21 protein-coding genes and 1 pseudogene are annotated in these 26,831 nt (G+C 55.6%); 6 read left to right on the forward strand and 16 right to left on the reverse strand.

What is annotated here, in order from left to right:
• Nucleotides 1–83 precede the first annotated feature (83 nt).
• From OZX74_RS08535 to OZX74_RS08545, 3 genes are all read right to left on the reverse strand, one after another.
• Nucleotides 84–1,472: a glycoside hydrolase family 32 protein gene (locus tag OZX74_RS08535; RefSeq protein ID WP_277156483.1), complete on the reverse strand. Its 1,389-nt coding sequence runs from the start codon at nucleotides 1,470–1,472 to the stop codon at nucleotides 84–86.
• A gap of 153 nt (nucleotides 1,473–1,625) precedes the next feature.
• The gene (locus tag OZX74_RS08540) at nucleotides 1,626–2,642 is read right to left on the reverse strand and encodes a LacI family DNA-binding transcriptional regulator (protein ID WP_277156484.1); all 1,017 of its coding nucleotides are present in this window, start codon (nucleotides 2,640–2,642) and stop codon (nucleotides 1,626–1,628) included.
• A 68-nt stretch (nucleotides 2,643–2,710) separates the two neighbouring features.
• Nucleotides 2,711–3,307, reverse strand: coding sequence for a YesL family protein (locus OZX74_RS08545; RefSeq protein WP_277156485.1), 597 nt, complete (start codon nucleotides 3,305–3,307; stop codon nucleotides 2,711–2,713).
• Between the two features lie 218 nt (nucleotides 3,308–3,525).
• Here OZX74_RS08545 and OZX74_RS08550 point away from each other — a divergent pair, with 218 nt between their 5' ends.
• Nucleotides 3,526–5,304: a glycoside hydrolase family 13 protein gene (locus tag OZX74_RS08550; RefSeq protein WP_277156486.1), complete on the forward strand. Its 1,779-nt coding sequence runs from the start codon at nucleotides 3,526–3,528 to the stop codon at nucleotides 5,302–5,304.
• 180 nt (nucleotides 5,305–5,484) lie between these two features.
• On the opposite strand, the gene OZX74_RS08555 is transcribed toward OZX74_RS08550, so the two are convergent.
• Nucleotides 5,485–6,207 (reverse strand): PAS domain-containing protein, encoded by a 723-nt coding sequence (locus OZX74_RS08555; RefSeq protein WP_277156487.1) that lies wholly within the window; start codon nucleotides 6,205–6,207, stop codon nucleotides 5,485–5,487.
• 343 nt (nucleotides 6,208–6,550) lie between these two features.
• Between OZX74_RS08555 and OZX74_RS08560 the strand changes: the two genes are divergently transcribed.
• Both OZX74_RS08560 and OZX74_RS08565 read left to right on the forward strand, forming a co-directional pair.
• Nucleotides 6,551–7,843: an ABC transporter substrate-binding protein gene (locus tag OZX74_RS08560; RefSeq protein ID WP_277156488.1), complete on the forward strand. Its 1,293-nt coding sequence runs from the start codon at nucleotides 6,551–6,553 to the stop codon at nucleotides 7,841–7,843.
• 235 nt (nucleotides 7,844–8,078) lie between these two features.
• Nucleotides 8,079–10,559: a TIM-barrel domain-containing protein gene (locus OZX74_RS08565; RefSeq protein ID WP_277156489.1), complete on the forward strand. Its 2,481-nt coding sequence runs from the start codon at nucleotides 8,079–8,081 to the stop codon at nucleotides 10,557–10,559.
• Nucleotides 10,560–11,160: 601 nt separating this feature from the next.
• Here OZX74_RS08565 and OZX74_RS08570 read toward each other — a convergent pair.
• The 9 genes and pseudogenes from OZX74_RS08570 to OZX74_RS08610 all read right to left on the reverse strand — a co-directional run bounded on the left by OZX74_RS08570 (nucleotide 11,161) and on the right by OZX74_RS08610 (nucleotide 19,670).
• Nucleotides 11,161–11,997 (reverse strand): carbohydrate ABC transporter permease, encoded by an 837-nt coding sequence (locus tag OZX74_RS08570; protein WP_277156490.1) that lies wholly within the window; start codon nucleotides 11,995–11,997, stop codon nucleotides 11,161–11,163.
• A pseudogene (locus tag OZX74_RS08575) lies at nucleotides 11,994–12,850 on the reverse strand (sugar ABC transporter permease). Before OZX74_RS08575 ends, OZX74_RS08570 begins: the two are co-directional and overlap by 4 nt.
• 387 nt (nucleotides 12,851–13,237) lie before the next feature.
• On the reverse strand, nucleotides 13,238–14,572 hold the full coding sequence (locus OZX74_RS08580; protein ID WP_277156491.1) for an ABC transporter substrate-binding protein: 1,335 nt from the start codon (nucleotides 14,570–14,572) through the stop codon (nucleotides 13,238–13,240).
• 266 nt (nucleotides 14,573–14,838) lie between these two features.
• Nucleotides 14,839–16,254: a TIM-barrel domain-containing protein gene (locus OZX74_RS08585; RefSeq protein WP_277156492.1), complete on the reverse strand. Its 1,416-nt coding sequence runs from the start codon at nucleotides 16,252–16,254 to the stop codon at nucleotides 14,839–14,841.
• Nucleotides 16,221–16,892, reverse strand: a complete 672-nt coding sequence (locus OZX74_RS08590) for a hypothetical protein (protein WP_277156493.1) — start codon at nucleotides 16,890–16,892, stop codon at nucleotides 16,221–16,223. Before OZX74_RS08590 ends, OZX74_RS08585 begins: the two co-directional genes overlap by 34 nt.
• A gap of 302 nt (nucleotides 16,893–17,194) precedes the next feature.
• The gene (locus OZX74_RS08595) at nucleotides 17,195–17,539 is read right to left on the reverse strand and encodes a substrate-binding domain-containing protein (RefSeq protein ID WP_277156494.1); all 345 of its coding nucleotides are present in this window, start codon (nucleotides 17,537–17,539) and stop codon (nucleotides 17,195–17,197) included.
• Nucleotides 17,540–17,546: 7 nt separating this feature from the next.
• Entirely contained in the window at nucleotides 17,547–18,209 is a 663-nt protein-coding gene (locus OZX74_RS08600; RefSeq protein WP_277156495.1) for a LacI family DNA-binding transcriptional regulator, read from the reverse strand.
• A gap of 222 nt (nucleotides 18,210–18,431) precedes the next feature.
• A complete protein-coding gene (locus tag OZX74_RS08605) occupies nucleotides 18,432–19,130 on the reverse strand; it encodes a histidine phosphatase family protein (RefSeq protein WP_277156496.1) in 699 nt (232 codons plus the stop codon).
• A 333-nt stretch (nucleotides 19,131–19,463) separates the two neighbouring features.
• A complete protein-coding gene (locus OZX74_RS08610; RefSeq protein ID WP_277156497.1) occupies nucleotides 19,464–19,670 on the reverse strand; it encodes a hypothetical protein in 207 nt (68 codons plus the stop codon).
• Between the two features lie 40 nt (nucleotides 19,671–19,710).
• On the opposite strand from OZX74_RS08610, the gene OZX74_RS08615 reads away from it, so the two are divergent.
• Complete coding sequence (locus tag OZX74_RS08615; protein WP_277156498.1) at nucleotides 19,711–20,013, forward strand: DUF4235 domain-containing protein; 303 nt, start codon at nucleotides 19,711–19,713, stop codon at nucleotides 20,011–20,013.
• A 265-nt stretch (nucleotides 20,014–20,278) separates the two neighbouring features.
• Nucleotides 20,279–21,070 (forward strand): nitroreductase family protein, encoded by a 792-nt coding sequence (locus OZX74_RS08620; RefSeq protein WP_277156499.1) that lies wholly within the window; start codon nucleotides 20,279–20,281, stop codon nucleotides 21,068–21,070.
• 77 nt (nucleotides 21,071–21,147) lie between these two features.
• On the opposite strand, the gene OZX74_RS08625 is transcribed toward OZX74_RS08620, so the two are convergent.
• Both OZX74_RS08625 and OZX74_RS08630 read right to left on the reverse strand, forming a co-directional pair.
• Nucleotides 21,148–21,414, reverse strand: a complete 267-nt coding sequence (locus OZX74_RS08625) for a hypothetical protein (protein ID WP_277156500.1) — start codon at nucleotides 21,412–21,414, stop codon at nucleotides 21,148–21,150.
• Between the two features lie 213 nt (nucleotides 21,415–21,627).
• Nucleotides 21,628–22,566 (reverse strand): aldo/keto reductase, encoded by a 939-nt coding sequence (locus OZX74_RS08630; protein WP_277156501.1) that lies wholly within the window; start codon nucleotides 22,564–22,566, stop codon nucleotides 21,628–21,630.
• A gap of 138 nt (nucleotides 22,567–22,704) precedes the next feature.
• Between OZX74_RS08630 and OZX74_RS08635 the strand changes: the two genes are divergently transcribed.
• Nucleotides 22,705–24,234, forward strand: coding sequence for a C1 family peptidase (locus OZX74_RS08635; RefSeq protein ID WP_277156502.1), 1,530 nt, complete (start codon nucleotides 22,705–22,707; stop codon nucleotides 24,232–24,234).
• A 536-nt stretch (nucleotides 24,235–24,770) separates the two neighbouring features.
• On the opposite strand, the gene metG is transcribed toward OZX74_RS08635, so the two are convergent.
• Entirely contained in the window at nucleotides 24,771–26,648 is a 1,878-nt protein-coding gene (gene metG / locus OZX74_RS08640) for a methionine--tRNA ligase (RefSeq protein ID WP_277156503.1), read from the reverse strand.
• Nucleotides 26,649–26,831: the final 183 nt, after the last annotated feature.

Here is a 26,831-nt window from a genome sequence, read left to right on the forward strand (position 1 = left end):
TCTTATCCACTTAAATGTTGTTTGTCTATGAGCAATCGCCGTAGAGGGGTACTACACCGGCCGCGGTCGCCCAAAGGCAATCATCACTCCTTGATTCCACGCGCTACAGACGCATTGGTGATTTTCAGAGAACCATCGGTGACGAACATGGTCAGATCATCACCAGGCTTCTGGTACATCCGGGCGTTCAGCGCGACTCCATCGACATAGATTGTGGCGATGGTGTCGTCGACGACAACCTGGACATGGTAGGTCTTGCCGGCCTCGAGCTGGATCGGACGCTCCACGCCGATGTTCATATTGGTGAACCACGGCATGTTCGGGCTGCCCTCGAAGAGGTAGCGGTTCTCGCCCACCTTGAAGATGAACTGGTAGGACTTGCCGTCCTCCTCATTCTTGCGCAGCCGCAAGCCGAACGAACGGGTGCCTTCGCCGAACGTCACGTCGGCTTCGAAGGAATACAGATCCCCGGCATTGTGCACGAGGGTCGTTTCCTTGCGCTCGTAGGGGGAATCGATGGTGACATCAGTGATGGGTTCGCGCTCGTTGAACGCATCCCAGAGCGTATCGACCGGACGGCAGCCCAACGTGCCATCGGCGCGCTGATAGACCTCGTGGGGCACGAACGTGCCGCCCCACTCGTAGTTCTTGGTATCGTCGTTGTCTTCCTTGGTGCCGACCCAGCCGAAAAGCACGCGCTTGCCATTGAGCTCGAACGTGCGTCCGGCGTAATAGGTGCTGCCGTCGAAAGCGTCATCGACAGGCGCGATCCACGGGCCCTCAAGGCTTTTGGCCATGCGGTAGACCATGCCGTGCTTGTCGCTGTACTCGGTGACTATGTGATACCACCAATCGCCCATCTTGAACAGGTCGGGCATCTCATGCATGGTGAACAGGCCAGGAGCCCAGAAATCACCTTCGAACTTCCAGTTTTTGAGGTCCTTGGAAGTGAACTTGACGGTGCGGCCGGTCTGCTGGGTTTTGGGGCCGATCTTACGGGCACCGAGAATCAGCAGGTACTGGTCATGCTCATCATCGCGGATCACCCACGGGTCGCGCCAGTCGTCGGGGTCATAGCCCGGCTGCGGCGTGAAGGTGAGCTTGTCTTCGGTTTTCGTCCAGTGATAGAGATCATCACTTACGGCATGCATCAATACCTGAGACGCCTTGCCCTGCGCTTCATAATCACGGTTATAGCCGGTATAGAAAGCGTGGTACTGGCCTTCGCCGTCAAAGACGCTGCCCGCATAGATGAACTGGTCCTGGGCATCGTCCGCTCCACGCGGAATCGCCGTACCACAGTCCTTGTAGTGGACAAAATCCTTGGTCGTGGCCAACGACCAGCCAAAAGGTTCGCCGAACGGGCCAGGATTACGGTTATCCCGCTGATGGAAGAGGAAGAAATCATCCCCCTTGCCGAACGGCATACAGTCGCCAAACCATGTGCCCGGGAATTGATAATACAGCTTCATTTCAACCTTTCTTTGATGCCGTCATCGGCATCGGCTCGGGCGCACAAGACTTTGCACGGCCAAAATCCCATACGACAACAACCATTCCTATGCTTATGTTTAATCGCTTAAGCAATAAACATTAATTGAATAATAGCACACTGTTTGATGGTGTCAAGCGCTCGCAATCGAGTGACGCAGCACCGGCGGGCATTCGACCAGCAAGGGACCGTCCGGCTGCCCGCCATCACTGCCCTCATCGACCAGGTCGATCAGGGCACGAACCCCCAACACACCGAGCTCGTATTGCGGCAGACCCACAGTGCTCAGCGCCGGATGAAGATGGGCCGAAACCACTTCCTGGTTGTCGAAGCCCACCAATGAAATATCCTCGGGCACCTTGAGACCCCGCTCGCGCAACGCATCATAAAGGCCCATCGCCAAACGATCGTTGTGGCAAAAAGCGGCGGTGGCATGCGTGTCCAACAGCTTGTCGACGCTACCGTAGCCGCCTTCCTGGTCGGCCTGAGCGTTGATGACGAGAGAGGGGTCGAAGACGATTCCCGCCCTTTCAAGAGCATCGCGATAGCCCTCGAGACGCCCCGAAGAGGCCGGCGAAGGATTGGGATCGTTCAGAAAAGCGATTCGTTTATGCCCGTGATCAAGCAGCAGCTGCGTGGCGGCACGTCCGCCCTGGCGTTCATCGGGGACCACGGCCTGGAAATCATGGTTCTTGTCGAAGCAATTCACCAAAACGCTTTTCGAAGGACGAAGCTCGGAAGGAGGGACGATCACGCGGTGGGTCCATGTGGAATAGATGATTCCCTCGACCTGGTGCTCGAGCATGAATTCGAAAGCCGAATGCTCGATCGACGCCTTTCCGCCGGTATCGACAATCAGCAGAATCCTGCCGTTACGCCATGCCTCATCTTGGGCCCCGCGAATGACCTGACCAGCGAACGGGGTGGTCGCCACGCCGTCGCTGATGAACCCAATCAGCGAAGACTCTCCGCGCGCCAACCCCTTTGCGAGCGCATTGGGGTGATAGCCCAACTCGCGCGCGACCTTACGAACTTTCTTACGCGTGACTTCGGGAATACGAACCTTTTGATTATCGTTTACAGCCCAGGAAACCGTCGCCGTTGAAACTCCGGCTGCCTTTGCCACATCTTGAAGCGTCACTCGTCCCATAGGCAACCACTGTACTCATCCACCGGGAGCTGTCTAAAACCGATTGCCGCCAACAGGACTGCAAGAGACTACAGATAACGCTTGAAAACATGCTCCAATACCGGGATATGAATCATGATCATCGAACCATAACCGAAAACGAAAAGAAGGAACTCGCCTTGCGGCATATAGAACCACGAGGCGACTATAAGACTGACGAAAATGACGTCTACAACAACCAAAGCGAGAGTGGTGCCGAAGTAGGAGACACCGAACACAAAAGCGTTTTTCAACGTGCCGCCGATGGAGTTCTTGAACCTGGCCTGAAGCCCCCAAATCCATTCAAAACCTATCAGCCAAACGATCGTGAACGCGAATTTCGGGATCAGTAGCGGTGTGATCTGCAAAAACACCCAACTGCAGGCAATCGCCGCGCCGGTGGTGCCGAAGAGCAACCAGAGTATGGTCGAGGCCTTGAAATTTGATTTGAAGGCCTTGAAATAGTTCGAGGTGACGTGCCCTTCCCCGATAAGCGAGCGCCTCGACGCGTCATGGCCGGCGGTCAGGGCCGCACCGATGGTGATGATGGGAATGGAGGTAACCAGCATCAGGATGTTGATCCAAACGGCATCGGTAAGATCCGACAGCCCCCGCATGAACCCTGAATCAGGTGAAAGCCACTTCATATTCCGCCTTTAATCTTTAAGTATCAAATGTGATCGATCATGAACTCCATACAACAGCATACGCCATCATGCGCAATGAAAACATTTTCTATTGTTTGCGTTCCTTTAGCAGACATGCCCAGATATCTTGTTTCACTCCTGGGATTATGATAGATTTGATAACGTTGTCATGGTACTTATGAATAAGGTAGTACTGCACTCTCCAAGGAGGGAATCCAATGACCGCCAACAACACACGCGCCGACTGGTGGAAGCAGGCCGTCGTCTATCAGGTCTATCCGCGTAGCTTCAAGGATGTCAACGGCGACGGATTGGGCGACATCGCAGGCATCACCGAGAAAATGGGTTATCTGAAAGCGCTGGGCGTCGACGCGATCTGGCTTTCGCCGTTCTACCCCTCCGAGCTTGCCGACGGCGGCTATGACGTCATCGATTACCGCAACGTCGACCCGCGTCTGGGCACCATGAGCGATTTCGACAACATGGTCGCCACGGCGCACAAGGCCGGTATCAAAGTCATCGTCGACATCGTGCCGAACCACACCTCCGACAAGCACCGCTTCTTCAAGGAGGCGCTCAAGGCCGGACGCGGCAGCGCCGCACGCGACCGCTACATCTTCCGCGAAGGCCGCGGCAAGAACGGCGAATTGCCGCCGAACGACTGGCAGTCGCTCTTCGGAGGCCCGTCCTGGCAGCAGGTCGACGACGGCCAGTGGTACTTCCACATCTTCGCCGCCGAGCAGCCCGACGTCAACTGGAAGAACCCGGACATCCACGAGGAATTCAAGCAGACCTTCCGTTTCTGGAGCGACCACGGCGTCGACGGATTCCGCATCGACGTGGCACACGGGCTGGCCAAGGACTTCGACAGCAAATCGCTGGAAGAGCTCGGCCGCGAATACAGCGTGGAAAACAACGTCAACCACGACGGCAAGAACCCCATGTGGGACAGGCCGGAAGTCCATGAGATCTACAAGGAATGGCGCCAGGTCTTCAACGAGTACAACCCGCCGCGTTTCGCCGTCGGCGAGGCCTGGGTCGTCCCCGAGCACCAGCATCTCTACGCCTCCCCCGACGAGCTCGGCCAGGTCTTCAACTTCGAGTTCGCCAAGGCCAACTGGGACGTCGACGAGATGCGCACCGCCATCACCGAAGGCCTCGAATCCGCGTCCCAGAGCGGCGGATCCACTTCGACGTGGGTGATGAGCAACCACGACATCCCGCGCAACGTCTCCCGCTATGGCCTGCCGCAAGTCAAGGCCAACGGCCAGCACCAGATCGCCACCGATTGGCTGCTGCGCGACGGCAAGACCTACATCGAGGACCGCGAGCTCGGCACCCGCCGCGCACGCGCCGCCGCGATGATGGAGTTCGGCCTACCCGGATCCGTCTACATCTACCAAGGCGAGGAACTCGGCCTCTTCGAGGTGCCGAACATCCCATGGGACCGCCTCGAGGACCCGACGCCGTTCCGCACCGCGCGCAACTTCAGCGACAAGGGCCGCGACGGCTGCCGCGTCCCGCTGCCATGGATTGCCGGCGACGAGCCGAAGCCCGCCAGCTGGAGCGAGAACGGGGCTTTCGGTGAGGGCGCCTCGTTCGGCTTCTCCCCGGCCAAAAAGGCCGACGGCAGCGCGAGCGCCGAGCCGCACCTGCCGCAACCGCTTTGGTTCAAGGATTTCGCCGCCGACAAGGAAGCGGCCGACCCGCAGAGCATGCTGAACTTCTACCGCGAGATCCTCAAGGACCGCGCGCAGCTGCTCACCGCCACCGGCGACCACGATGCCATCACGATGCTGGACATGGGCCACGACGTCATCGCTTACTCTCGTCCTGCCGCGGATGCCGACGGACACAGCTTCGTCAACATCACGAATTTCGGGGCAGCGCCTGTCGCGTTGCCCGCTAATGCGACACAGCTGATGGCCTCGGCCGATCTGGATGCCGACGGCAAGCTTCCTCAGGACGCCTCCGTCTGGCTGCTGACAACCAAGTAAACGACTCAGAACCTATCGGAAAGGCCACCTGCCGACCAACTACAGGCGGCCTTTCCGATGACGTTGGTGCTGATTGCTCATATTTCGCCAACCAGAAAAGAATACGGGCAAGATGCATACGGATTCAGTTCGCCCGTGCTTTTGCCGAGCCGTTTCCGCACATCCGTTTTGGGTTGCGCATCATGCGGATTCAGACGCTCCGGCGTCCTCCCCGTTTGAATCTGCGTCCAGTTCCTTGAGGTAGTTATAGACGGTAAACCTTGAAACACCGAGCTTCTTTTGGGCCATGGTATCGGCGGCATCCCGGAGCAGAAAAACACCGCCGTTCTTGGCGTCCTGAACGACTTTCATCTTGTGCTCTTTTTGCATGAGCTCGACCGGGATTCCCTGCTTGGCAATCGCCCCATCGATAATCAGGTTGCCGAGCTCGTCGACACTTTTCGCGAAATTCTCTTCGGCCGGCCGCTCCCCTTTGACCGTCTGGCCAAGCATCAGACTGGAGATATTCGAGAGCTTTTGCCAGATATAGACGTCACTGTTGATGCAAAGGGCTGCAAAAGTCTTCATATTGCGGTCTTTAATCGCGATGGTGGTGGATTGCAAGTCACGCCCATCCGGCAAGGTCGTGCGATAGGAGACCTTTGTGTGCACGTCGCCCTGCGCGGCTTCAGCGAGCAGGAGATCCGTTGCCGGGTCGCCCACTCCCCTACCGGTCAGAGAATTCGCTATGGCGACGATGGTGTTCGGCATCTTGCGCAAATCATGAAGCACGACTTCGGAATCAGGAAGAATACGGGAGAGCGGATCGACCAATTGCATCAATGCGGCAAGTATCATTTCATGCTCATCGTCATTGGTCTCTTGGCCATTGCTTTGAGCCTGCTGATCTTTTTCTCTCGACATCGGGCCCTCCCTTGGAATGTGGAAAAGTACAGTCGTAGAACAATTAGCTTACAGTCTAACCATGCCCATGACTTGCAATCACACGCCTTGAGGGCATTGCCGGCTATGATCAAACCGGAAATCAAAGGAAAATTACTAAAATAGTCACATGAATTTACTAATAGTGCTATATTTAATTTAGAAGCTTCAACTTTTTGTTGAGACTTTTCTTGGACCACAGATCGTGCTCCATGACTCACCGAAGAGGAGTTTGCACAGCAGCAAATAAGGCAAACGAGATAATCACTATCCCAAGTTGCATTTCGACTATGCATAATCGAAGAAACAGAAGGAGGAAATCATTATGAATTTCTCAAAAAAGGCAACAGTCACAGTATTGAGCGTTGCCCTTATCGCCACCGGCTTGGCCGGCTGCGGCGGGAAATCCAAAACTGATTCGAGCAAAGGCCACGTTTACTTCCTGAACGGCAAAACCGAAGTCGCCGACCAGTTCAAGGCTCTTGCCAAGAAATACACCGAAAAGACAGGCGTCGAAGTACAAATCAGCACGTCTTCCGCAGAGGAAATGGACGAGACGATGGCTTCCGAGCTGGCAAAATCGGAACCGCCGACCATGTTCAGCATCAGCGGCTACGACGATTTCACCAAATACAAGAGCCACATGGCACCTTTGCAAGACACCGAAGTCTTCTCACTGCTCAATGACGCCGGAAAGACCAACGCCTATCGCGACGGCAAAAACGCCTACACGCTGCCGTATGCAGCCGAATGGTACGGCATCATCTACAACAAGAAGATCATCAAGGACTATTGCTCGAAGCCTTATGCCGTGATCAAGAGCGATGCCGATATCAAGAATTGGGACGTCTTCACGAAGGTCGTCAAGGACATCCAGTCTCATAAGGGCGATTTGGGCATCAAGGGAGCGTTCGCGACCCCGGGCCTGGACGCTTCGGCGCAATACCGCTTCACCGCACATCTTTCGAGAATCCCGCTGTTCTTCGAGTACAAGGACTCGAACACCACGTTCAAGCCAGAACTCAAAGGCACCTATCTCGACAACTACAAGAACATGATCGACCTGCAGGTGCAGAATAGCCCGACTCCGGCAACGATGCTGAGCTCCAAAACGTCCGATGACATCGCCGGCGAATTCGCACTCGGCGAGGTAGCCTTCTACACCAACGGCGTCTGGTCCTACACCAACATCCGCAAGAACAAGGTGGCGGACAGTGACATCGGCATGCTGCCCTCCTACTTCACCGGTATCAAGGGCGAAGAAGCATACGCACCGCCGTCCATCTATGATGCCGCTTGGGCCGTCAACAAGAACATCAGCGCAGCCGACCGGAAAGCGACGCTGGACTTCATCAGTGGATGGTCAACAGCGATCAGGGCAAGTCGGTCCTCTCCAAGGAAATGGGCTTCTCCGCCCCCTTCAAGGGCTTCGACAATGCCAAGTATCAGCCAGACAACCCGATCACTACCGCAGCCCGCCAATGGGAGACCAAGGGCAAGAAGCCACTACGCAGCTTCGCGATTCCCGGCATGCAGTGGGAAGACGGCATCGGTAACGCCTTGGTGGAATACACCCAGGGCACCAAGGGCTGGGACAACGTCAAGAGTACATACTTGAACGTTTGGAAGAGCGAATGGGCCGATAACCAGAAGGCCACCGGCATGCTGCCCAAGGCCACAAAGTTCGAGGATTAACATCAATCCAGAATGCTGAAAGAACAGCCTTTAAGCCTTCATTTCGAGAGCTTACGGGCTGTTCTTTTTGCCGTTTGAAACAGCGAAAGAGATTAGGGCCCTTGACTAAACTTAATACGACAAGAGTTCAAGAAATTGCACCACAAAGGAGAACAAAGATGCCATCCTTCCCCAGATTGACCACTCGACCAGCGCTGGACCCAGCGACTACTATCGCCGGCGACAATTGGCGCATCGGGGTCATTACGGAATCACTGATCCGTCTCGAATGGCAGGATGACGGCTTTTTCGAAGACCATGCCACGCAGACGGTAACGTGCCGGAATTGGGATGCAAAACCGGAATTCACCAAGAGGATCAAAGACGATGAACTGATTGTCGAAACTCCCCACTTGAGGCTGACTTACGACATGCAACCGTTCAGCAAAGAGGGACTGAGCGTGGTGGTCAAAGGATTGCGGGACAGCCAAAGGAACACTTGGAACTTCGGCGCCGAACCTGTCGGGAACCTCAGGGGAACCGCCCGAACCCTCGACAAGGCCGACGGTGAGATACCGCTGGGCCAAGGCATCATCTCCAGAAACGGATGGGCACTCCTCGACGATTCCTCGTCGAACGAATTGGTGGAGACCGACTCGGTGCAAGGGCAGGCCAACCCCTTCGGCATGTGGGTCGAACCCAGAAATCACAAGGGCATCGACCTTTACATCTTCGCATACGGACACCGCTATATCGAAGCGATCCAGGACTTTTATCGCCTTACCGGGCAGACACCGTTGCTTCCCCGTTTCGCGTTCGGCAACTGGTGGAGCCGGTACCACAAATACAGCAGCGATGAATATCTGAACCTCATGCAGCGCTTCGAAAAGGAGGGGATACCGTTCAACACCGCGGTCATCGACATGGATTGGCACCGCGTCGACGACATCGATCCCAAATACGGTTCCGGTTGGACCGGCTATACATGGAACCACAAACTCTTCCCTAATCCGGGAAAATTCATGGACGAATTGCACCAAAACGGGATGAAAGTGACGCTGAACATCCATCCGCGCGACGGCATCAGGGCCTTCGAAGACTGCTACCCCGAAGTGGCCGAGGAGATGGGCGTCGACCCCAAAAGCGAGGAGCCGATCGTCTTCGATCCTTCCAGCCCGAAATTCATGCAGACCTATTTCAACCTTCACCATCACCTTGAAGACGAAGGCGTCAGCTTCTGGTGGATCGATTGGCAACAGGGAGGCGTGACCCGGCAAAAGGGGCTCGACCCCCTGTGGATCCTTAACCACCTGCACTATCTTGATTCCGGACGTGACGGCCGTTGGCCGATCACCTTCTCAAGGTATGCAGGCCCTGGTTCGCACCGCTACCCCGTCGGGTTCTCCGGCGATACCGTCGTCTCCTGGAAATCCCTGCAATTCCAACCATATTTCACCGCCACCGCAAGCAACATCGGCTACGGCTGGTGGAGCCACGACATCGGCGGGCACATGTTCGGCTACCGAGACGAAGAACTGGAAGCGCGCTGGTACCAGCTCGGCACCTTCAGCCCGATCAACCGCCTGCACTCCACCGATTCCCCGTTCAACGGCAAGGAACCCTGGAACTTCCATACGGAGACCCGACTTGCGATGACCGAAGCGCTTCGTTTGCGCCAACAACTCATCCCCTATCTCTATAGCATGAATTGGCGGGCGCACGTTGACGGCAGGCCTCTCGTCGAGCCGATGTATTGGCAGAGCCCTGAAATCGATGACGCTTACCGCGTCCCCGATGAGTTCAGGTTCGGCTCGCAACTGGTGGTGGCCCCCATCGTCACCCCTCAGGTACGTGAAGTACAGAAGGGCTCTGCCAGAGCATGGCTCCCGCAAGGACAATGGTTCGACTTCTTCACCGGCAAACGTTACGATGCGCCCGCATCGGCTGGAAGAAACTTCGAACTCTGGCGCGATCTTGCCGATATTCCTGTCTTTGCAAAGGCCGGGGCCATCGTGCCGATGCAGACTTTGGACGAAGCCAACGGACCGGTCAACAATGTAAAGAATCCGAAGCACTTGGAGATTGTGGTCTTTCCAGGTGACGATGGTCGATTTGATCTGATCGAAGACGACGGCGCACACGCTGACGACAGTGCACGCACGACCACCACCCTGCTGCTCAACGTCGGAAACGGCAATGGGGACAACGCCCGCTTCACCATCGGTCGGCCACAAGGTAATACAGCTTGCTTGCCGGCGACAAGAGACTGGACCGTTGTTTTCCGCGGAGTCGCCAAAGATGACGTGGCACCGACCGTATCGGTAGACGGTAAAAAATACCAGACTGCAGAATGCAGGTATGATGACGAGAGCCAAAGCCTTTCCGTTGCGCTACGGGGCATCGCGCGGGATTCGGACGTAAGCATCGACTTCGATTCGCCGCTTCGCCCTTGCGCGGAAAACACGGTCGATGATGCGATGAAAGTGCTTTATGATGCGCAGATCAACTATCTGGCCAAAGAAAAGGCCTACGACGCCATTCGTCAATACGGCAAGGACGGCCTGACCGCTTTGCACGCATTGCAAGAAGCCCCCGGCGACTTGCAGCTGCCAGACACCGTGGCTCGCGCGGTATCGGAGCAATTGCTGCGAACCGTATAAAGCAAACAACACAAGAAGGGCCACCCGCTATATGTAGGTGGCCCTTCTTTTATATTTTTAAAAACCTGATCGGCCCTTCTTGCTGTCTCGCCTCTGGCGTTGCAATTACAGAAGAACCCACAAGACTGCTAATTGCGAAAGGCTTCCAACTCTCACCGCCCCACCTTTGGCCTTGCAGTTACAGAAAATCCATCCTTACGGATGGAAATTGACTTAATACAGTCTTCGCTCGGCCTTGCGGCCTCTCATCAGCCGGAGCCGGACAATAACCACAGGACTTGCTAGCGGTTAACAACTCCGCCCCTTACCGCCCCGCCTCCGGCCCTGCAATTACGGAGAAACCCGCCCTTGCGGATGGAGTTTCGACTCAATACCGCCTTCGGCCCGGCCTTACGGCCTTTCACTAGGCTGGAAGACAACAACCACACGACTGTCACCCGTCAACAACTCCGCCCTTCACCGCTCCGCCTCCGGCCCTGCAATTACGGAGAAACCCGCCCTTGCGGGCGGGTTTCGCTCAATACTACCTTCGCTTGGCCTTTCGGCCTCGCTCAGGCTGGAGCTAAACAACAGCCCACTGGGCTGTTGTTTGTGAAGGGCGTTAGCCCTTCACCGCTCCAGCCATTACACCTTTAATAATGTACTTCTGGCAGAAGAGGTAGAAGATGATGATCGGGATGATGGCCAGCACCAGGCAGCCCATCATCGCACCCATATCAACCGAACCATAGCCACCCTTGAGGTACTGAATGGCGATCGACATGGTCTTGTACTTGCGCATATCCAGTGTCAGATACGGAAGCAGGAAGTCGTTCCAAATCCACATGGCCTCAAGAATCGCAACCGAAATGATCGAGGGGCGCATAATGGGCACCACGATACGGAAGAAGATTCCAGGAACCGAAGCACCATCGATCATGGCGGACTCTTCAAGCTCTTGCGGGATTCCCTTGATGACGCCGGTAAACATGAACACTGCCAAGCCCGCGCCGAAGCCAAGGTAAATAATCCACAGGCCCCAAGGAGTGTTGAGATCCAACATATCGGCCAACTTGGAAAGCGTAAACATGACCATCTGGAAAGGCACGATCATGTTGAACAGGAAGAGCGCATACAGCGCCTTCGCCGCCCAGTTGTTGACTCGCACAATCCACCATGCGCACATCGAAGTGCACACCAGAATCAGCAGAACCGAACCGACAGTAACAACGACGGTCCACCCGAAGCTCGCGAACAAATCAGTCTGTTCAACGCCCCTCCGGTAGTTTTCCAGACCTACGAACTCGCTACCGCGAGGAATCGAGAACGCATTACGCGAAATATACGCCTTCTGCTTGAAGGAGTTGATAACAACGAGCACGATCGGGAAGATCCAGATCAAGCTCACTATCGTGAAGAACAGCGTCCACAGACCAGAATGCTTTACCTTGTCGCTCATGCCTCTACCTCCTTGCTCGTGGTCAACTTGTTCTGGATAATCGCCAGAATCGCGACGATGATGAAGAACACCACCGCCTTGGCCTGGCCGACGCCTTCAAACCCTGCACGTCCGTAGAACGTACGGTAGATGTTGAGCGCCAGCATTTCAGATGTATTCGAAGGTGCGCCATTGGTCAATGCCAAGTTCTGATCGAACATCTTGAAGCCGTTGGTCATCGTCAGGAATGTGCAGACGGTGATCGAAGGCATCATCAGCGGAATCGTCACCCGGAACAGCGTCTGCCGGGAATTTGCCCCGTCGACCGCCGCCGCTTCGATGACGTCACCAGGCAGGGACTGCAGACCGGAGATGTAGATAATCATCATGTAGCCTATCTGCTGCCAGCAGTACAAGGCAACCATGCCCCAGAAACCATATGTTCCTGAATAGGTGATCGACTTGCTCCAATGAGCCAGGATGCCGTTCAAAAGCAGCAGCCAGATATAGCCCAGGATAATGCCGCCGATGAGGTTCGGCATGAAGAATACCGAACGGAAAATCGTCGAGCCCTTGATCGCCTTGGTCAGCATATACGCCACTGCGAAAGCGCGCAGATGTTGATAATCAGCACCGTTACGATGGTGAACGCCACGGTATACCACAGCGCGTGCCAGAATTCGGGGTCTTTGATTGCCGCCGAATAATTCGCCATACCGATGAATTGCGAATCGGTCACCGTACTGAACTTGCAGAAGCTCAAATAGATGCCCATCACGAACGGAATCACAAAGCCAATAACAAAAGCCGCAAACGTAGGCAATGCGAATAACGCCCACCACCTGCGAATCGTCTTTCCAGCCATTGAAATCATTTCACGCCCACTTTCTCCTCCTCGAGTGCGCATGCAAAATTGCAAACGGATTCAATTTTTGATATTGCTGCATCCAATATGTGCGTCCGTGATAACATATCAAACCAGTAAACGCTTACATTAGCATATTTCAGCTATCAAGTCAAGCTCATTTTGAAATCAGAATGTCGAGATTAGGAAAATCCTGAAAATAGCGAAACATAGGGCATAGAACCGATATGTTAAAAAAGAAACAGAAAATGAAAACGTTCTCTCATAACTGTTACATTCGATTACAAGCGCCCAAAATCAAAAATTACGTCTCGAGACATTTCATTATGTGATGCGAGGTGGTTAAAACCGCAAACACCATTTCAAACACCTCGCATCATCCCATCACCAAATCATTTACTTGGAGTGGGCCGCCTGATACTCCTTGGCCCAACCGTCAACGAAATTGGTCTTGACCTGATCCCACTTTCCGGTGCCCTGGGCATATTCGAGCAATGCGTTGCCCAAATCGTTCTTCCACTGCTCGGAAGGCATCATGGTGTAGTCCCAATCCACCTGCTTCTTTCCTTCCTTGCGGTTTTCGGTTGCAGCCTCGATAAGCGGGTTATCGGCCTTGACGTCGCTGAAGGACTTGAACGGGGTGTTGAAGCCCATTGTCTTGCTGATGCCCTGCTTGCCGTCCTTCGAGGTAATCACCCATTTCAGGAACGCTTCGGTAGCCTTTTGATCAGCCGAAGAAGCCTTGGCATTGACGCACCAATAATTCTCCGAACCTGTGGTCAGGCCCTGATCCTTTTCACCAGGGGCGCCGATATAAATCGGCAGCATGCCGAGCTGGTCGGGCTTGACTCCGGCCTTCTGCAAATCAGACCAGGCCCAGGTGCCGTTCTGGTAGAGAGGAGCCTCACCAAGCGCAAACTCGGAATTGGCGTCATCACCGGTCTTCGAGCTCAGCTGCGACGGTTCGGTCGTGGAATCCTTCAGATACAGATCGAAGATATCCTTGAACTGCGGCAGATACGTGCCCTTCACCGTCTTGGGCTGCTTGGTGATATGATCCTTCTGGAATTCATAATACAGAGGGACATTGGCGAGCTGGGTCTTGAAACGCCAGTCGGAGCTGGAATCGAAACCGGCGGAGGTGAAGGCGCCCTTGATGCCTAAATCGGACTTGTGCGCTTGGAGATCATCGCTGAGGGTCTTCAACGAAGCGAAAGAATTGACATCCTTGATGGATTTGATCTTCGCGCCACTCATGGCGAAATACTTGTCGAGAATGTTCTTGTTGTAGATGATGCCATAGCTTTCGGTGACGTACGGCACGGCGGCAACCTTCGAACCATCCTTGATCGCCATACTCGGATCCTGAAGCTGCTTATAGACCTCAGTATCCTTCAGATCGGCGGTATAGTCCTTCCATACATCGTAGCCCACCGGCCCGTTGATCTGGAAAAGCGTGGGCGCTTCGCTCTTTGACATCTCGCTCTTGAGCTGCTGATCGTAAGTATCCGAAGCCGCGGTCTCAACCGTGACCTGCACGCCGGTCTGCTTGGTGTACTCGGAAGCCAACGCCTTCCACTCTTTCGCCACTTCGGGCTTGAAATTGAGATAATAGACTTTGCCTTTGCCATTGTCGTCGGACGACTTCGAGCTTCCGCAGCCCGCAAGCATTCCGACAGATACAGCGGCCGCGATAAACGACACTGCTATCGACTTGATTTTACGGTTCATCTTTGTACCTTCTCTCGTTCATCGAGATTACTGAATTGTCGCTGAACCATATTCAGCGTTACCACACGGATATCCAGCGGACTTCGGCGACGGTCCTTATGAATGTAATCCATAGGGACAAGCCGCATTGGATCTCACCGGATAGTCCTCCCTTTGCTTGAAACCCTTTGTAGCTCACACTCCTTTCTACAATTCTTATTCGTATGTCCTATTTTTGCGTACGAATAGCGAAAACCCAAACAGGAAACGACACGAGCACCGAACAATCACAACCGCTTCAACAGTCCCCAATCCTTTCCTGCCTTTGCAAACACCGGCAAAGAATCAAGGGGAGCCGGCGAATCGATGGTGGAACCGCCCGGATACGCCCGCCCGTCACGCAAGTCGGTCCAAGAAACCGAAGCATCGCCGGGCAGATAGACCTCACGCGACCTCGCCTTTAGCGTGGTCACCGGGGCCACCAGCAAATCAGGACCGAACATGTACTCGTCGGCAATGTCGGCCGCCGCCTCGTCGTCCGGGAACTCGTAGAACAACCCTCTGATGATGGGCTGGCCATCCTCGTGGGCCGTCTCGAACAGCGTGCGCGTATACGGACGCAGCACTTCCCGGAGCTTGATGAACTTGACGACTATATCCTCAACCTGTTCGCCCATGCTCCAAGGCTCGTTGCCGACTCCGGAAAGCGAGCGCGGGCTTCCGTCGGCGCTTCTGACCTGTTCCTTCATGGAACCGTCGGGTTGCAGGCCCGAACGACTTCCATGGTTGCGCATAATCGGGCTGAAACAGGAAAACTGCGCCCAGCGAAGGAAGAGCTCACGGAAATAGTCCGAGTCGATATCGCCGTCGTGGAACCCGCCCATATCGGTGGTGAACCAGGGTATGCCCGCCATGCCCATGTGGACCGCGCATGTGATCTGGCACTGCAGGTCTTCGAAGGTGGAACCGACATCGCCGGACCATACCAAAGCACCGTACTTCTGCGAACCCGCCCAGGCGCAACGAGTCAGATTGACCACGTCGTTTTGCCGGCCCTGCGCGACCTGACCTTCATAGAAACACCTGTTGTAATCGACCGGATAGATGTTGCCGACCTGCTGGCCCGGACCAGCGTAATAACGGTAGTTCTTGACATCGTACGTACCGTATTCCGGCTCGGCTTCATCGAGCCAAAAAGCGTCAATGCCATAATCGGTATAGTTGCGTTTGCACGTATCCCATACGAAATCACGTGCGGCAGGGTTGGTGGAATCGAAGAACTGGCTAGGGCCTTCGAACATCATGCCGATATCTTCGCCGGTATCCGTACCGACCAAAAGATTCTCGGCCTTCATCTGCAGATAGTTTTCGGAGTTCAAAGCCACTTGCGGCCATACCGAAACCATGACCTTGATACCCATGCTGTGCAACTCGTCGCACATCGCCTTGGGGTCGGGCCAGAACTCGGTTTCGAAGCGGAAATCCCCCATGTGGGGCCAATGGAAGAAATCGATGACAATCAGGTCGAGCGGAATGCCTTTACGCTTGAATTCATGGGCGACATCCAGCACCTGCTGCTGATTCCAATAGCGCAGTTTCGACTGCCAGAATCCCAGACCCCACTCCGGCATGACCGGGGCGTGACCGGTGGCATCGGCATACTGCCGCTCTATCTGCGCAGGGTGCCGCCGGCAGTCACCCAATAATCCAGCTGCTTCGCAGACTGCGCACGCCAGACCGTCTCGTTCTTGCTGAACGTCGCCGTGCCGATGGAAGGGTTATTCCATAAAAACCCATAGCCTTGTGAAGAGACGACGAACGGAATCGATGCCTGCGAATTACGATGCGTCAGCTCGAACGTCGAGCCTTTCAGGTCAAGGACGTTCTGCTGATACTCGCCCATTCCATAGAGATGCTCGTCAACAGGTGCCACGAAGGAAGCCGTCACGGAGAAATCCCCTCCGCAGATGCCTTCAAAATCACGGGCCTTGAGATTCAGGCTTCCGCCAATCGGTTTCTCTTCGAATAAAAGCTTGCCGTCGGCATTATAAAAACTCAGCTCGCAATGGAACTGCTCATAACCGGCACCTTCATAAACGTTATGGTGAGACTTTGCGCGAACGCTGATATCGCCGTTGACCAACGTCGCCACACAACCGTCGTCGTCAATCGTGACGGTAGCCGGCTCACCCTCATGCACGGGCAGAAGCGCCCAGTCCAGGTTTTCGATCGGCTCATGCATTTGGCGGGAACGGACCCGCACACTGTTAGGGCCCCACGCGTCAATGCGCAGATATTCGCCCCCGCCCGTCCAGAACAGGGAATGTCCGTCGGAACTCATTGAAAATTGATTCACGTGCAATTCAGACCCCTTTGTTCCGTCACTTCTAAGTCAAAGTAAACCAGCTATTTAATCGGTTCAATAACCATCATATACCATGCTTTTCAAAAATTCAATTCATTGAATAAAGTGCCGCTAAGGGACTGGAACCGGCCCATAAGCGGAAGTCCGCTTCAACGTTCACACCCATCGCGGTTACACACAATCGCCTGGTCTTGGCTGGATTGATCCATTCGATTTGGCCGCGCTGTCAAGCTGGCTCGAACTGTCGGCCTATGCAAAACGAACCGACACGGGATCTTTTATCGCGATATGCGTTTTACGGAATCGGCCAGCAGGAGATGCTGACCGACCAGCACACGCCTGGCCGGGCCATCCGGTGACTCTATCCGATGCACAAGCGTGCCCACGGTGCGCTTGACGATCGCGTTGATGTCGAGACTCATGGCGGTGAAAGGAATCTGCATGCCAACGCCCACTTTGTCGGGGATGACGGCGACAACGGAGAAATCCTCGGGAATCTTGATATTGAGGCTCAAAAAAGCTTGGGACACCTCGATAACGGCTGCATCGTTATGAATCAGTATGGCGGTCGCATCGCCGTATTCCTCCACCGCACGCTTCAATCGCCGCAACAGATCGGCCATGCTGTTTTCAGGGTAGATGCAATGAATCTTCATGCCCAACGCCGCGCGCCTGTTCGACCATCGCTGACCTAAAACGAATTGCGTAGCTCAGCCGCCTTTCATAGGTCATCTTCGGCCAACCGATGAAAATCAAATCCCTATGGCCATACCGGTACAGGTGATTGACCAGAGTAGTGCTGATTTCCTCAAAATCCGCGTCCACCGAATCAAGGCCCATCGAATCCTCCGGATCACCGAGCAAGACTGTGGGCAACCCGGATTGGACGGCTGCGCGAATCCGCGAATCGCCGTTGCGAACGTCGAGGATGATGGCGCCGTCTATGCGCTTGGTGAGCGCCGCGGATTTCAAAGCACTTGCGCCATCAGCACCCGCAAGAAGCATGGTGTCGTAGCCCATATCGCCCGCGGCACGAGCGATGCCATACAAATAGGCGCTTAGGGAAAGGGAGAATGACGCGTTTTGCTCGGCCGAAGACAACACCCCGATCGCCCCGGTCTTCGAGGTCGAAAGCACACGCGCGGCATGATTAATGGAGTACCCGAGCTTTTCCATTTCCGCACGTACCCTGCTTGCAGTTTTCTCGGAAATCAAAGGGCTGCCTGATACCACATACGAAACCGTCGCCTTTGAGACCCCTGCCGCATCCGCCACATCCTGCATGGTGACCATTGCTTATCTTCTCCTCATACCCGACAGGTTTTGTGCAGACAACGCCGGTGCACGATCTTCCGTAAAAATGCTGTTCTTCATCCTATCAGCACTCAACCATAAATGCTACGGAATAGCATGAGGCGGCATCATGGTGAAGTCTCAGTTCACCTGCTGCTTATTCGTCTTCTGATCGGCAACAGCGGCGACGACAAGAGGATCGTGGTTCTTTGCAGTCACCTTTCAGACGTTCCAGCGGATGATGACGGGGTCGTCTTTGTAGTATCCGAGCACTGAGTGATGGGCGGTGTCAAGACGCAGGAAACGGCCTGAATGTGGGTCGGCACGCAGCCATTGTGTGGTGACGATACGCAGAATATGGGCGTGCGCCACAAGCAGGACATTGTGGCCAGCAAGCATCAACGGCGTCACTTTTTCGATGACTCGTCGAGCGCGGGCGGCCGCCTCGTCCACCGTTTCGCCAGTACCACTGTGAACATTGACTGCTTCCTTGCTTGGCAGGCTGCAGACCCAATCACCCTGCAATTGCGCAGGCAACGTTTCGGGCCCCTCTTCCCACACGCACCAATCGTGTCCGATCGCCGAGCCGACTTCCTCACGCCGACGTCCCTCTGCGGGGCCATAATCCCACTCTTCGAGATCGTCAAGCGTCTCGAAATCCGAATAACCCGCCAATTGTGCGGTCTCGCTTGCACGATGCAACGGACTCGAAAAAATATGCCCACGCCCGAAACCGTCCGGGAAAGCCTCGCGCAATCGTTTTCCGCCGGCCATTGCCTGCCGCCGCCCCTCTGCGTTCAACGGCACGTCCGTGCGCCCTGTATATTGCCCGCTGACACTCCATGCGGTCTGACCGTGACGCAGCAACACCAAGTAACCAGGTTTCGAGGCATCCTCGCCTGAAGTAAGATAATCACTCATAGTGCAACTCTAACGCAGGCCGTCAAGACGCGCAAAATCAACCAGGCATAATCCGCTAATCATCCCACCCATAATTTGTAATGCATATTTTCGTTGACACCACCGCACCCACGCCACCGCCCCGTCACCGGCATTTACCTACTACCCGGCGGAACCGGCAAAATCCTCAACCCATTGAGTGCGTTGAGAGCATCAGGGACAGTGCCGCGTCTATTATGGAAAGATGCACGCAAGACACAGCAAAACCGCAGTAAAGGAAGCCACGAAGGTTCCAAGCACACCCGCATGGGATTCTTTTATGCCTTCCGTATCTCCCGAAGCCGGTTCCACGGGTCATGAACCGTCGGCTTCCGGACCCTCGGCACCGAAGTCGGCGTTGCAACCGTCTGCGTCCCCCATCTCAGTTTCGGCATCATCCTCATCGTCAATGCCGCAAACATCTGCACTGTCACCTTTGCCCTCAGCGCCGCAAGCACCCACACCGTCACCTTCGTCGCCTACGCCTTCACCCTCATCGTCCCCCTCCTCAGCCGACCACATCGTTGAAAGCCTCCATCGCGTCGACAAGAAAGTAGAAACCATGCGCCAACATCGTCTGCAAGACCCCGACACCTTGGGCGACAAGATTTTCAAAATGATTTTCCCGTTCACCGTCGGAACCGTAGCCGGCCAACTTTTCAAGAGTCTTTGGGAAGATCGTTCGTCCGGTAAGCGCACGGCGGGAACCGCTGCGGCAGAGGAAGACGCCCAACAGCAAGGTCTTGTCGGCAGCATCATTTTTGCCGCACTTTCGGCGGCGCTGGGAGCGGTAATCTCCGAACTCAGCGTTCGTGGATCGAATGCGCTGGTCACGCGCCGGCACAATCGGCGCAGCGGGAAATAACCGCTAAAACACGGGGCGGTAAGTCGCAAGAAAAATGCGCCGGCAAATGGCCGCGGAACTGTCCGTTGCATACATCTTTAAACATGTCGGAAACCGCCCGTTTACAGCCGATTGGCGAACGACTTTCCATATCGCCAACAACTTACAGAAGAAATCGCTCATCGAGATATCGCTTGATTCAGATAGATACCAATCTCACATTTGTCGCGTTACTCAGAGCGAAAAATTGCCGGATCACTTCGTCTCCGTTTGAAAGAATATGTTTATGACCGAAACACACAACAATCTACATAGAAACGAAACCATCACAACGCTGCTCAACCGCCGTTCCATCCGCAAGTTCAAGTCGGATGCCATCGACGAGCAAACCGTTGCGACGCTGGAAATCGTGGCGCAGCACGCGGCATCAAGCCAGTATCTGCAGGATTGGTCGGCCATCCGCGTTGAGGATCAGGCCATCAAGGACGCCATCGCCGAGATCTGCCACCAGACCTACGTGGCCGAAGCCCCGTTGCTCTACCTCTTTGTCGCCGACGAGCATCGCAACGCCGCCATCGCCGAGCGCAAGGGCGTCGACGTCCATTCCGATGAATTCACTCTGAACTCCAGCTACCGCTTCTCCCAGGCGCAGAACGACGCGGTTCTCGCGCTGCACGCCATGGAGACGGCCGCCTATTCGCTGGACCTGGGCTGCGTGATCCTCGGCTCCGTCCTGAACAACCCGCGCAAGCTCATCGAGCTGCTGCACCTGCCGGAATTCACCTACCCGGTGCTCGGCCTCGCTATCGGCAAGCCCGACCAGTCGCCTGCGCTGAAGCCACGCATGGAGCGTGACGACCAGTTCTTCGTCGACCGCTACCCTGCCGATGACGCGCAACTGCTCCACGGGCTCGATGCCTTCGACAACACCGTCCACGAGTATTACGATTTGCGCAACACCGACCGCCCCGTCGACGCCTTCAGCGACCAAATCGCCAACAACTCGGTCGACCGCGGCGTCTTCAGCCGCTCGGTAGTTCCAGTAGCCGAAGACCAGCACTTCCGCTTCGACCGCTGAAATTATCGATAACCGACATAATAAAATCCGTATCGAAATCTGCAAATCTGCAAATTTTTGATACGGATTTTTCTGCTCTACCGTCGCCGCGGCTTGAAACCACGCTTGCGCGAATGAGGCTTCGCACGTCGCGCGGCAGCTTGCGCGCTGACACCACGCAAGAACTGTTCCTCTTTGGGATCGTGATGAGTCAAGTGCCAGCCACCGCAGAACTCGCATCGATACACCCACAGCTCGGCATCACGCTCGATAAAAGCCTGACGAGCTGCGCGCTCGGCCTGGGCCTTGTCGTGGTAGATGATCTTGCGCGAGCTGGCGCAACGTTTCGGCGTGAAGTAGTGCACGTATCCACCCTAGCAATGCGGGATTACAGCGCACTGACCGTTTTCTTGCATCTACGCACGCATATGCGCGAGAAAACGGTCACTGAACGACGGTAACTGAACACCTCTCGGGCATATATGTCCTATCCGCAAAAATGCAAGAAACCGCTCACTACGCAGAGGCAGATGAACGGTTTTGCAAGCTGGCAGTTGTCCACTTGACAGTTGATTGCTTTACGGCAGGTCGTTACCGGCTGCGACGTAGAGGTCGTACCACTCCTGCGCGCTCAGCTCGACATCGGCCCCGGCCACCATCTCAGTCAGACGGCTCGGCGTCATCGAACCGAGCAACACCTGCATATGCGCTGGGTGGCGCAGAATCCACGCCACGGCAATCGCATTCTTGGTCACGCCGTGTGCATCGGCCACGCGCTGCATCACCTCGTTGAGTTCCGGGAACTTCGGATTGTCGATGAAGACGCCCTCGAAGAAGCCGAACTGGAAGGGGCTCCACGCCTGGATGGTCATGTGGCGCAAACGCGAGTAGCTGATAAGCCCGCCGTCATGGTCGACGCTCGGCGCATCGGTCATGTTGACGTGCATCTCCTGACGCACCATGCCGGTGTGGCCCAAACCGAACTGCAGCTGGTTGACCTCGAGCTTCTGATCGAGGCCGCTCTGCAGCATCTCGACCTGCATCGGGCTGAAATTGCTGACGCCGAAATGACGCACCTTGCCGGAGTTCTGCAACTCGTCGAACGCCTCGGCAATCTGCTCCGGTTCCATCAGCTGGTCCGGACGGTGCAGCAGCACCGAATCGACGTAATCGGTCTGCAGATTCTTCAGCTCGCTGTCGAGCGCGGCGAGAAGATGGTCTTTCGAGAAGTTGTAACGGGTGATGTCGTCGCTCTTCGGATCGCGGTAAATGCCGAACTTCGTCTGGACATAGATCGAGCCGCGGTCCACGCCCACGTCCTTAAGCGCCTGTCCAAGCCGACGGCTGCTCTCTCCGGCGGTATAGCAATCCGCCGTATCGAAGAAGTTCACGCCGCCATCCAGCACTGTACCCACGATTTCACGCGCTTCATCGGCACTCTTGGAATTCATTCGCATCGCGCCGAGGGCCACGCGCGAGGCCTTCACGCCCGACGTTCCAAGTTCGCTATATTTCATTATTTGCACCTTCCTTGGCATTTCGTCAATAACCCCAGTCTAAGGTGTGACCGCGAAATGCCCATCGCGATGTATTTTCATACACTTTTCCGACCGAAGAAACGTCACGATAGAATATGAACATACGAAAACGGAGGAATGATGAGCACAGACAAGGTGACCGAAAATGACAATGACGCCAAGGCGATAGACGCTGAAGACGTGCGTCAGTATAGCGAAAGTTACAACACGGGCAGCGCGGCGCGAGCGAACCATGTCGCTGCGAATGCAGCAGTCAAGAACGGGGTCATCAAAGCGGCGACAAGTTACGCCGGCACACGCGAACTTGCGCACGATTTCTCGATCGAGCTGAAACAGGGCACCATCACCAACCAGCGCCAAAGCGGCCGCTGCTGGATGTTCGCGGCGCTCAACACCCTGCGTTACGAGCTGATGCACCGCTTCAAGCTGGAAAACTTCGAGTTCTCCGAGACCTATCTGTTCTTCTGGGACAAGTTCGAGAAGTCGAACACCTATCTGGAAAACGTGCTGGCCACACTCGATGAGCCGACCGACAGCCGCACCTTCGAGGCAATCAACAGCTATCCGGCCGATGACGGCGGCTGGTGGCAGATGTTCGTCAATCTGGTCGACAAGTACGGGCTGGTACCGAAATCCGCCTATCCGGAATCCGCGAATTCCAAGAATTCCGACGCTTTTACGCAATACCTGACCACCAAGCTGCGCCAGTTTGCCATCGAACTGCGCAACCATCACGAGCAGGGCGCCAGCATCGACGAGCTGCGTGCGTTCAAGAAGAAATACATGGAGGACATCTATCGTATCTGCGCGATTGCGCTCGGCGAGCCGCCTGCCACGTTCGATTGGCGAGCGCGCGTCAAGGACGGCGACGACGATAAGGATTCGGCCGATAAAAAGAAAGCCAATAGCAAGGCCGCTGCCAACATCGGCACCGATTCCAAATCGAGCGAAGACAAATCCGCAACTACGCTCGCAGCCAAAGACGCCAAGGGCGAATCCGGCATCGACGAGCGCAAACAGATCGTGGAAATCGGCATCACACCGCTCGAGTTCTACCGCAAGTACGTCCCGGTCGATGTCGACGATTTTGTGACGGTGTGCAACAACCCGATGCCGAGCCGCCCGTTCTATACGCATTTCCAGCTCAAATATTCGACCAACGTCGCCGAAACCGGCAATCTCGACTTCACCAACGTCCCCATCGATGTGCTGCGCAAGGCGGCCGTCGACCAGGTGAAGGCCGGGCATCCGATCTGGTTCGCTTGCGACTGCATGCAATACAGTTTGCGCGACAGCGGATATTTCAGCAAAGACGCGGTGCGGGTCGACGAGCTGTTCGGAACCGATTTCAGCATCGACAAGGCACACGGCCTCGAATACGGCGATTATCCGAGCAATCACGCCATGACCATCACCGGGGTCAATCTCGACAAAGACGGCCAGCCCAATCGCTGGAAGATCGAGAACAGCTGGGGCAAAGACAACGGGGATGACGGCTACTACGTGGCCGACGGCAAATGGTTCGACCAGTTCGTCACCGAGGTCATCATCCGCAAGGAGTTCTTGGACGAGAACACACTTAAGGCAACGGCCAGCGAACCTACCATCCTTGAACCGTGGCAGGTGCTCAGCGCTCGTTGCGACTGAGACGGCAACCGCAGAAAAGCACCTTTTTAAGGGTAATCCGGCGCTTTTCTTCCTGGTCACGGCCCCACTGCGCTGAAAACACTGACGGTACCCGACAAACCAACAAAGAAAGCGTGTAAAAAAGAGATGCCCGGCGGAGAGAAGGCCGCCGGGCGAGAGAAGAGAGAAGAAGGTTCAATTATGGGATTCAGAGAAGAATCTCGCCAGCGGTTGAACCGCTGACACCTCTAATATAGCAGCATCTTCCTTGGGAAAATGATGTCCGGAACTCAAAGAAGCCTGTGAAAATTGTAACAATTATGCAACGATATGTCGAAATATGTGACCGCGGACACCTTTATATGCCTTTAACCGAATAAATCAAGCCCAACTCATCGACATACGGAAAGCAACTGTCGCTTTACCGACGAAAACCGTAATCGCAAAAGCTCAGCTCAAAGCACAAACCCCGCCAACGACACATGTCGCGGACGGGGTTGCCATCTAGCATCATGAGGCTCTAAGCCCCTACCGAGCTATCAGCCGTCAAGAAACCGTTACTTGTCGTTCTTTTCATCGGCAAGCTTTGCCTTGGCCTCCTTGAGACGTTCGGCTTCGGCCTCCTTGCGGGCGGCAAGATCGGCTTCAAAACGCGCCAGTTCTTCGTCGACGGCCTCTTTCGGAATCTTCTGGAAGATAGGCGAGGGCTTCGGAATCGCGGTACCTACGATCAACGGCTCGCTGCGCCACGGATGAACCGTGCGTCCAAGCTCATAGTCTCCGGTGATGATCGGATAGGTGAAGCCGGGCTTGTCGAGATCCTCGACCTCCTCGATATGCGGCAACGGCGAGAACGTGCCCACGCCGCCGAGCGCCTCCCAGACCTTCTGCGCGGCCTGCGGCAGGAACGGGGCAAGCAGGTGGTTCGCATCCGAGACCGCCTGCGCACACGTATGCAGCACGGTGCCGAGACGCTTCGGGTCGTCTTTGATCTTCCAAGGCTCGACCGCGGAGATGTACTTGTTGATGTCGCCGACGACTTTCATCGCCTCGTTCAGGGCGTTCTTCTGGTGGTGATGCTCGATGAGCCCGCCGACCGTGTCGAAAGCGGTGGCCGTCTCTTCGAGCAGCGCACGATCCTCGGCGGTCATGGAATCCTCGTCAAGCACCGGAATCTCGCCGAAGTTCTTGTACATAAGGTTGGCGACGCGGTTGACCAAGTTGCCCCAGCTGGCGGCAAGCTCCTCGTTGTTGTGACGCACGAACTCCGACCAGGTGAAATCGGCGTCGGAGGTCTCCGGGCCGGCCACGGAAATGTAGTAGCGAACGGCGTCAACCGGGTACCGCGCCAAAATATCCTTGACATAGATGACGATGCCGCGCGAAGAGCTGAACTTCTTGCCCTCCATGGTCATGAACTCGCTGGCCACGACCTGCTCGGGCATGTTGAGTTTGCCGAACTCGCCCGGCTCGCCGCCCTTGGAACCCTCGCCGTTGTAGGCGAGCATCTCGGAAGGCCAAATCTGGGAATGGAAGGTGATGTTGTCTTTGCCCATGAAGTAATAGGCCGGAGACTTCGGATCGTTCCACCATTTCTTCCATGCGTCAGGCTCACCCTTGCGGCGGGCCCATTCGATGGAGGCGGACAAGTAGCCGATGACCGCGTCGAACCAGACGTAGAGCTTCTTGTTGGGGTTGTCGATCCAGCCGTCGACCGGCACGGGGATGCCCCAGTCGATATCGCGGGTGATGGCACGCGGCTTGACTTCCTTGAAGAGGCCCAGCGAGAAGTTGATGACGTTGGTACGCCAGCCCTTGCGGGTCTTGAGCCACGCCAAGTTCGCCTCGGCGAGCGCCGGCAGGTCGAGGAAGAAGTGCTCGGTCTCCTTGAATTCCGGCTTTTCGCCGTTGATCTTGGAGACGGGGTTGATCAGTTCGTCCGGGTCAAGTTCGTTGCCGCAGTTGTCGCACTGGTCGCCGCGAGCGCCGTCCGCCCCGCAGATCGGGCAGGTGCCCTCGATGTAGCGGTCGGGCAGGGTACGGCCGGTGGAAGGCGAGATAGCGACCTTCTGCGTACCTTTATATATATAGCCGTTCTTCAGGCACTGCTTGAACAGCTCCTGGACGACGTGCTCGTGGTTGCCCGTCGTAGTGCGGGTAAAGAGGTCGTAGCTTAAGCCCAGATCGCAGAGATCCTTGGCGATGACGCGGTTGTAGCGGTTGGCCAGCTCCTGCGGGCTCACGCCTTCCTTGTCCGCCTCGACCAGAATCGGGGTTCCGTGCTCGTCGGTGCCGGAAACCATCAGGACATCATTGCCCTTCATACGTTCGTAACGCGCGTATACGTCGGAAGGCACGCCGAAACCGGCAACGTGGCCGATATGGCGTGGACCGTTCGCATACGGCCATGCAACGTTCACCAAAATATGAGTCATAACTACTGATTATTGGGCCCAGCGGGGACAGCGAGGGGCTTTTGCCTTCAAGCCAGCCAACAGATTCGAGGCGATAAGCGGAACTGAAGCACTTGTTGACCGTGTCATCCACAATTGCGCCAATGCGACAGCCAGCTGTCCACATGTCCACCTTTTGCATTTTCCGATTTGGCGATACCGGTC

The organism is Bifidobacterium sp. ESL0798 (genome assembly GCF_029395415.1).
Classification (GTDB): domain Bacteria; phylum Actinomycetota; class Actinomycetes; order Actinomycetales; family Bifidobacteriaceae; genus Bifidobacterium.

Excerpts from the sequence above, each read along its gene's own strand:
- OZX74_RS08535 (WP_277156483.1), bottom strand. The coding sequence starts at position 1,472 with ATGAAGCTGTATTATCAATTCCCGGGCACATGGTTTGGCGACTGTATG.
- OZX74_RS08540 (WP_277156484.1), bottom strand. The coding sequence starts at position 2,642 with ATGGGACGAGTGACGCTTCAAGATGTGGCAAAGGCAGCCGGAGTTTCA.
- OZX74_RS08545 (WP_277156485.1), bottom strand. The coding sequence starts at position 3,307 with ATGAAGTGGCTTTCACCTGATTCAGGGTTCATGCGGGGGCTGTCGGAT.
- OZX74_RS08550 (WP_277156486.1), top strand. The coding sequence starts at position 3,526 with ATGACCGCCAACAACACACGCGCCGACTGGTGGAAGCAGGCCGTCGTC.
- OZX74_RS08555 (WP_277156487.1), bottom strand. The coding sequence starts at position 6,207 with ATGTCGAGAGAAAAAGATCAGCAGGCTCAAAGCAATGGCCAAGAGACC.
- OZX74_RS08560 (WP_277156488.1), top strand. The coding sequence starts at position 6,551 with ATGAATTTCTCAAAAAAGGCAACAGTCACAGTATTGAGCGTTGCCCTT.
- OZX74_RS08565 (WP_277156489.1), top strand. The coding sequence starts at position 8,079 with ATGCCATCCTTCCCCAGATTGACCACTCGACCAGCGCTGGACCCAGCG.
- OZX74_RS08570 (WP_277156490.1), bottom strand. The coding sequence starts at position 11,997 with ATGAGCGACAAGGTAAAGCATTCTGGTCTGTGGACGCTGTTCTTCACG.
- OZX74_RS08580 (WP_277156491.1), bottom strand. The coding sequence starts at position 14,572 with ATGAACCGTAAAATCAAGTCGATAGCAGTGTCGTTTATCGCGGCCGCT.
- OZX74_RS08590 (WP_277156493.1), bottom strand. The coding sequence starts at position 16,892 with ATGAGTTCCGACGGACATTCCCTGTTCTGGACGGGCGGGGGCGAATAT.
- OZX74_RS08595 (WP_277156494.1), bottom strand. The coding sequence starts at position 17,539 with ATGGCCGATCTGTTGCGGCGATTGAAGCGTGCGGTGGAGGAATACGGC.
- OZX74_RS08600 (WP_277156495.1), bottom strand. The coding sequence starts at position 18,209 with ATGGTCACCATGCAGGATGTGGCGGATGCGGCAGGGGTCTCAAAGGCG.
- OZX74_RS08605 (WP_277156496.1), bottom strand. The coding sequence starts at position 19,130 with ATGAGTGATTATCTTACTTCAGGCGAGGATGCCTCGAAACCTGGTTAC.
- OZX74_RS08610 (WP_277156497.1), bottom strand. The coding sequence starts at position 19,670 with ATGTGGTCGGCTGAGGAGGGGGACGATGAGGGTGAAGGCGTAGGCGAC.
- OZX74_RS08615 (WP_277156498.1), top strand. The coding sequence starts at position 19,711 with ATGCGCCAACATCGTCTGCAAGACCCCGACACCTTGGGCGACAAGATT.
- OZX74_RS08620 (WP_277156499.1), top strand. The coding sequence starts at position 20,279 with ATGACCGAAACACACAACAATCTACATAGAAACGAAACCATCACAACG.
- OZX74_RS08630 (WP_277156501.1), bottom strand. The coding sequence starts at position 22,566 with ATGAAATATAGCGAACTTGGAACGTCGGGCGTGAAGGCCTCGCGCGTG.
- OZX74_RS08635 (WP_277156502.1), top strand. The coding sequence starts at position 22,705 with ATGATGAGCACAGACAAGGTGACCGAAAATGACAATGACGCCAAGGCG.
- metG (WP_277156503.1), bottom strand. The coding sequence starts at position 26,648 with ATGACTCATATTTTGGTGAACGTTGCATGGCCGTATGCGAACGGTCCA.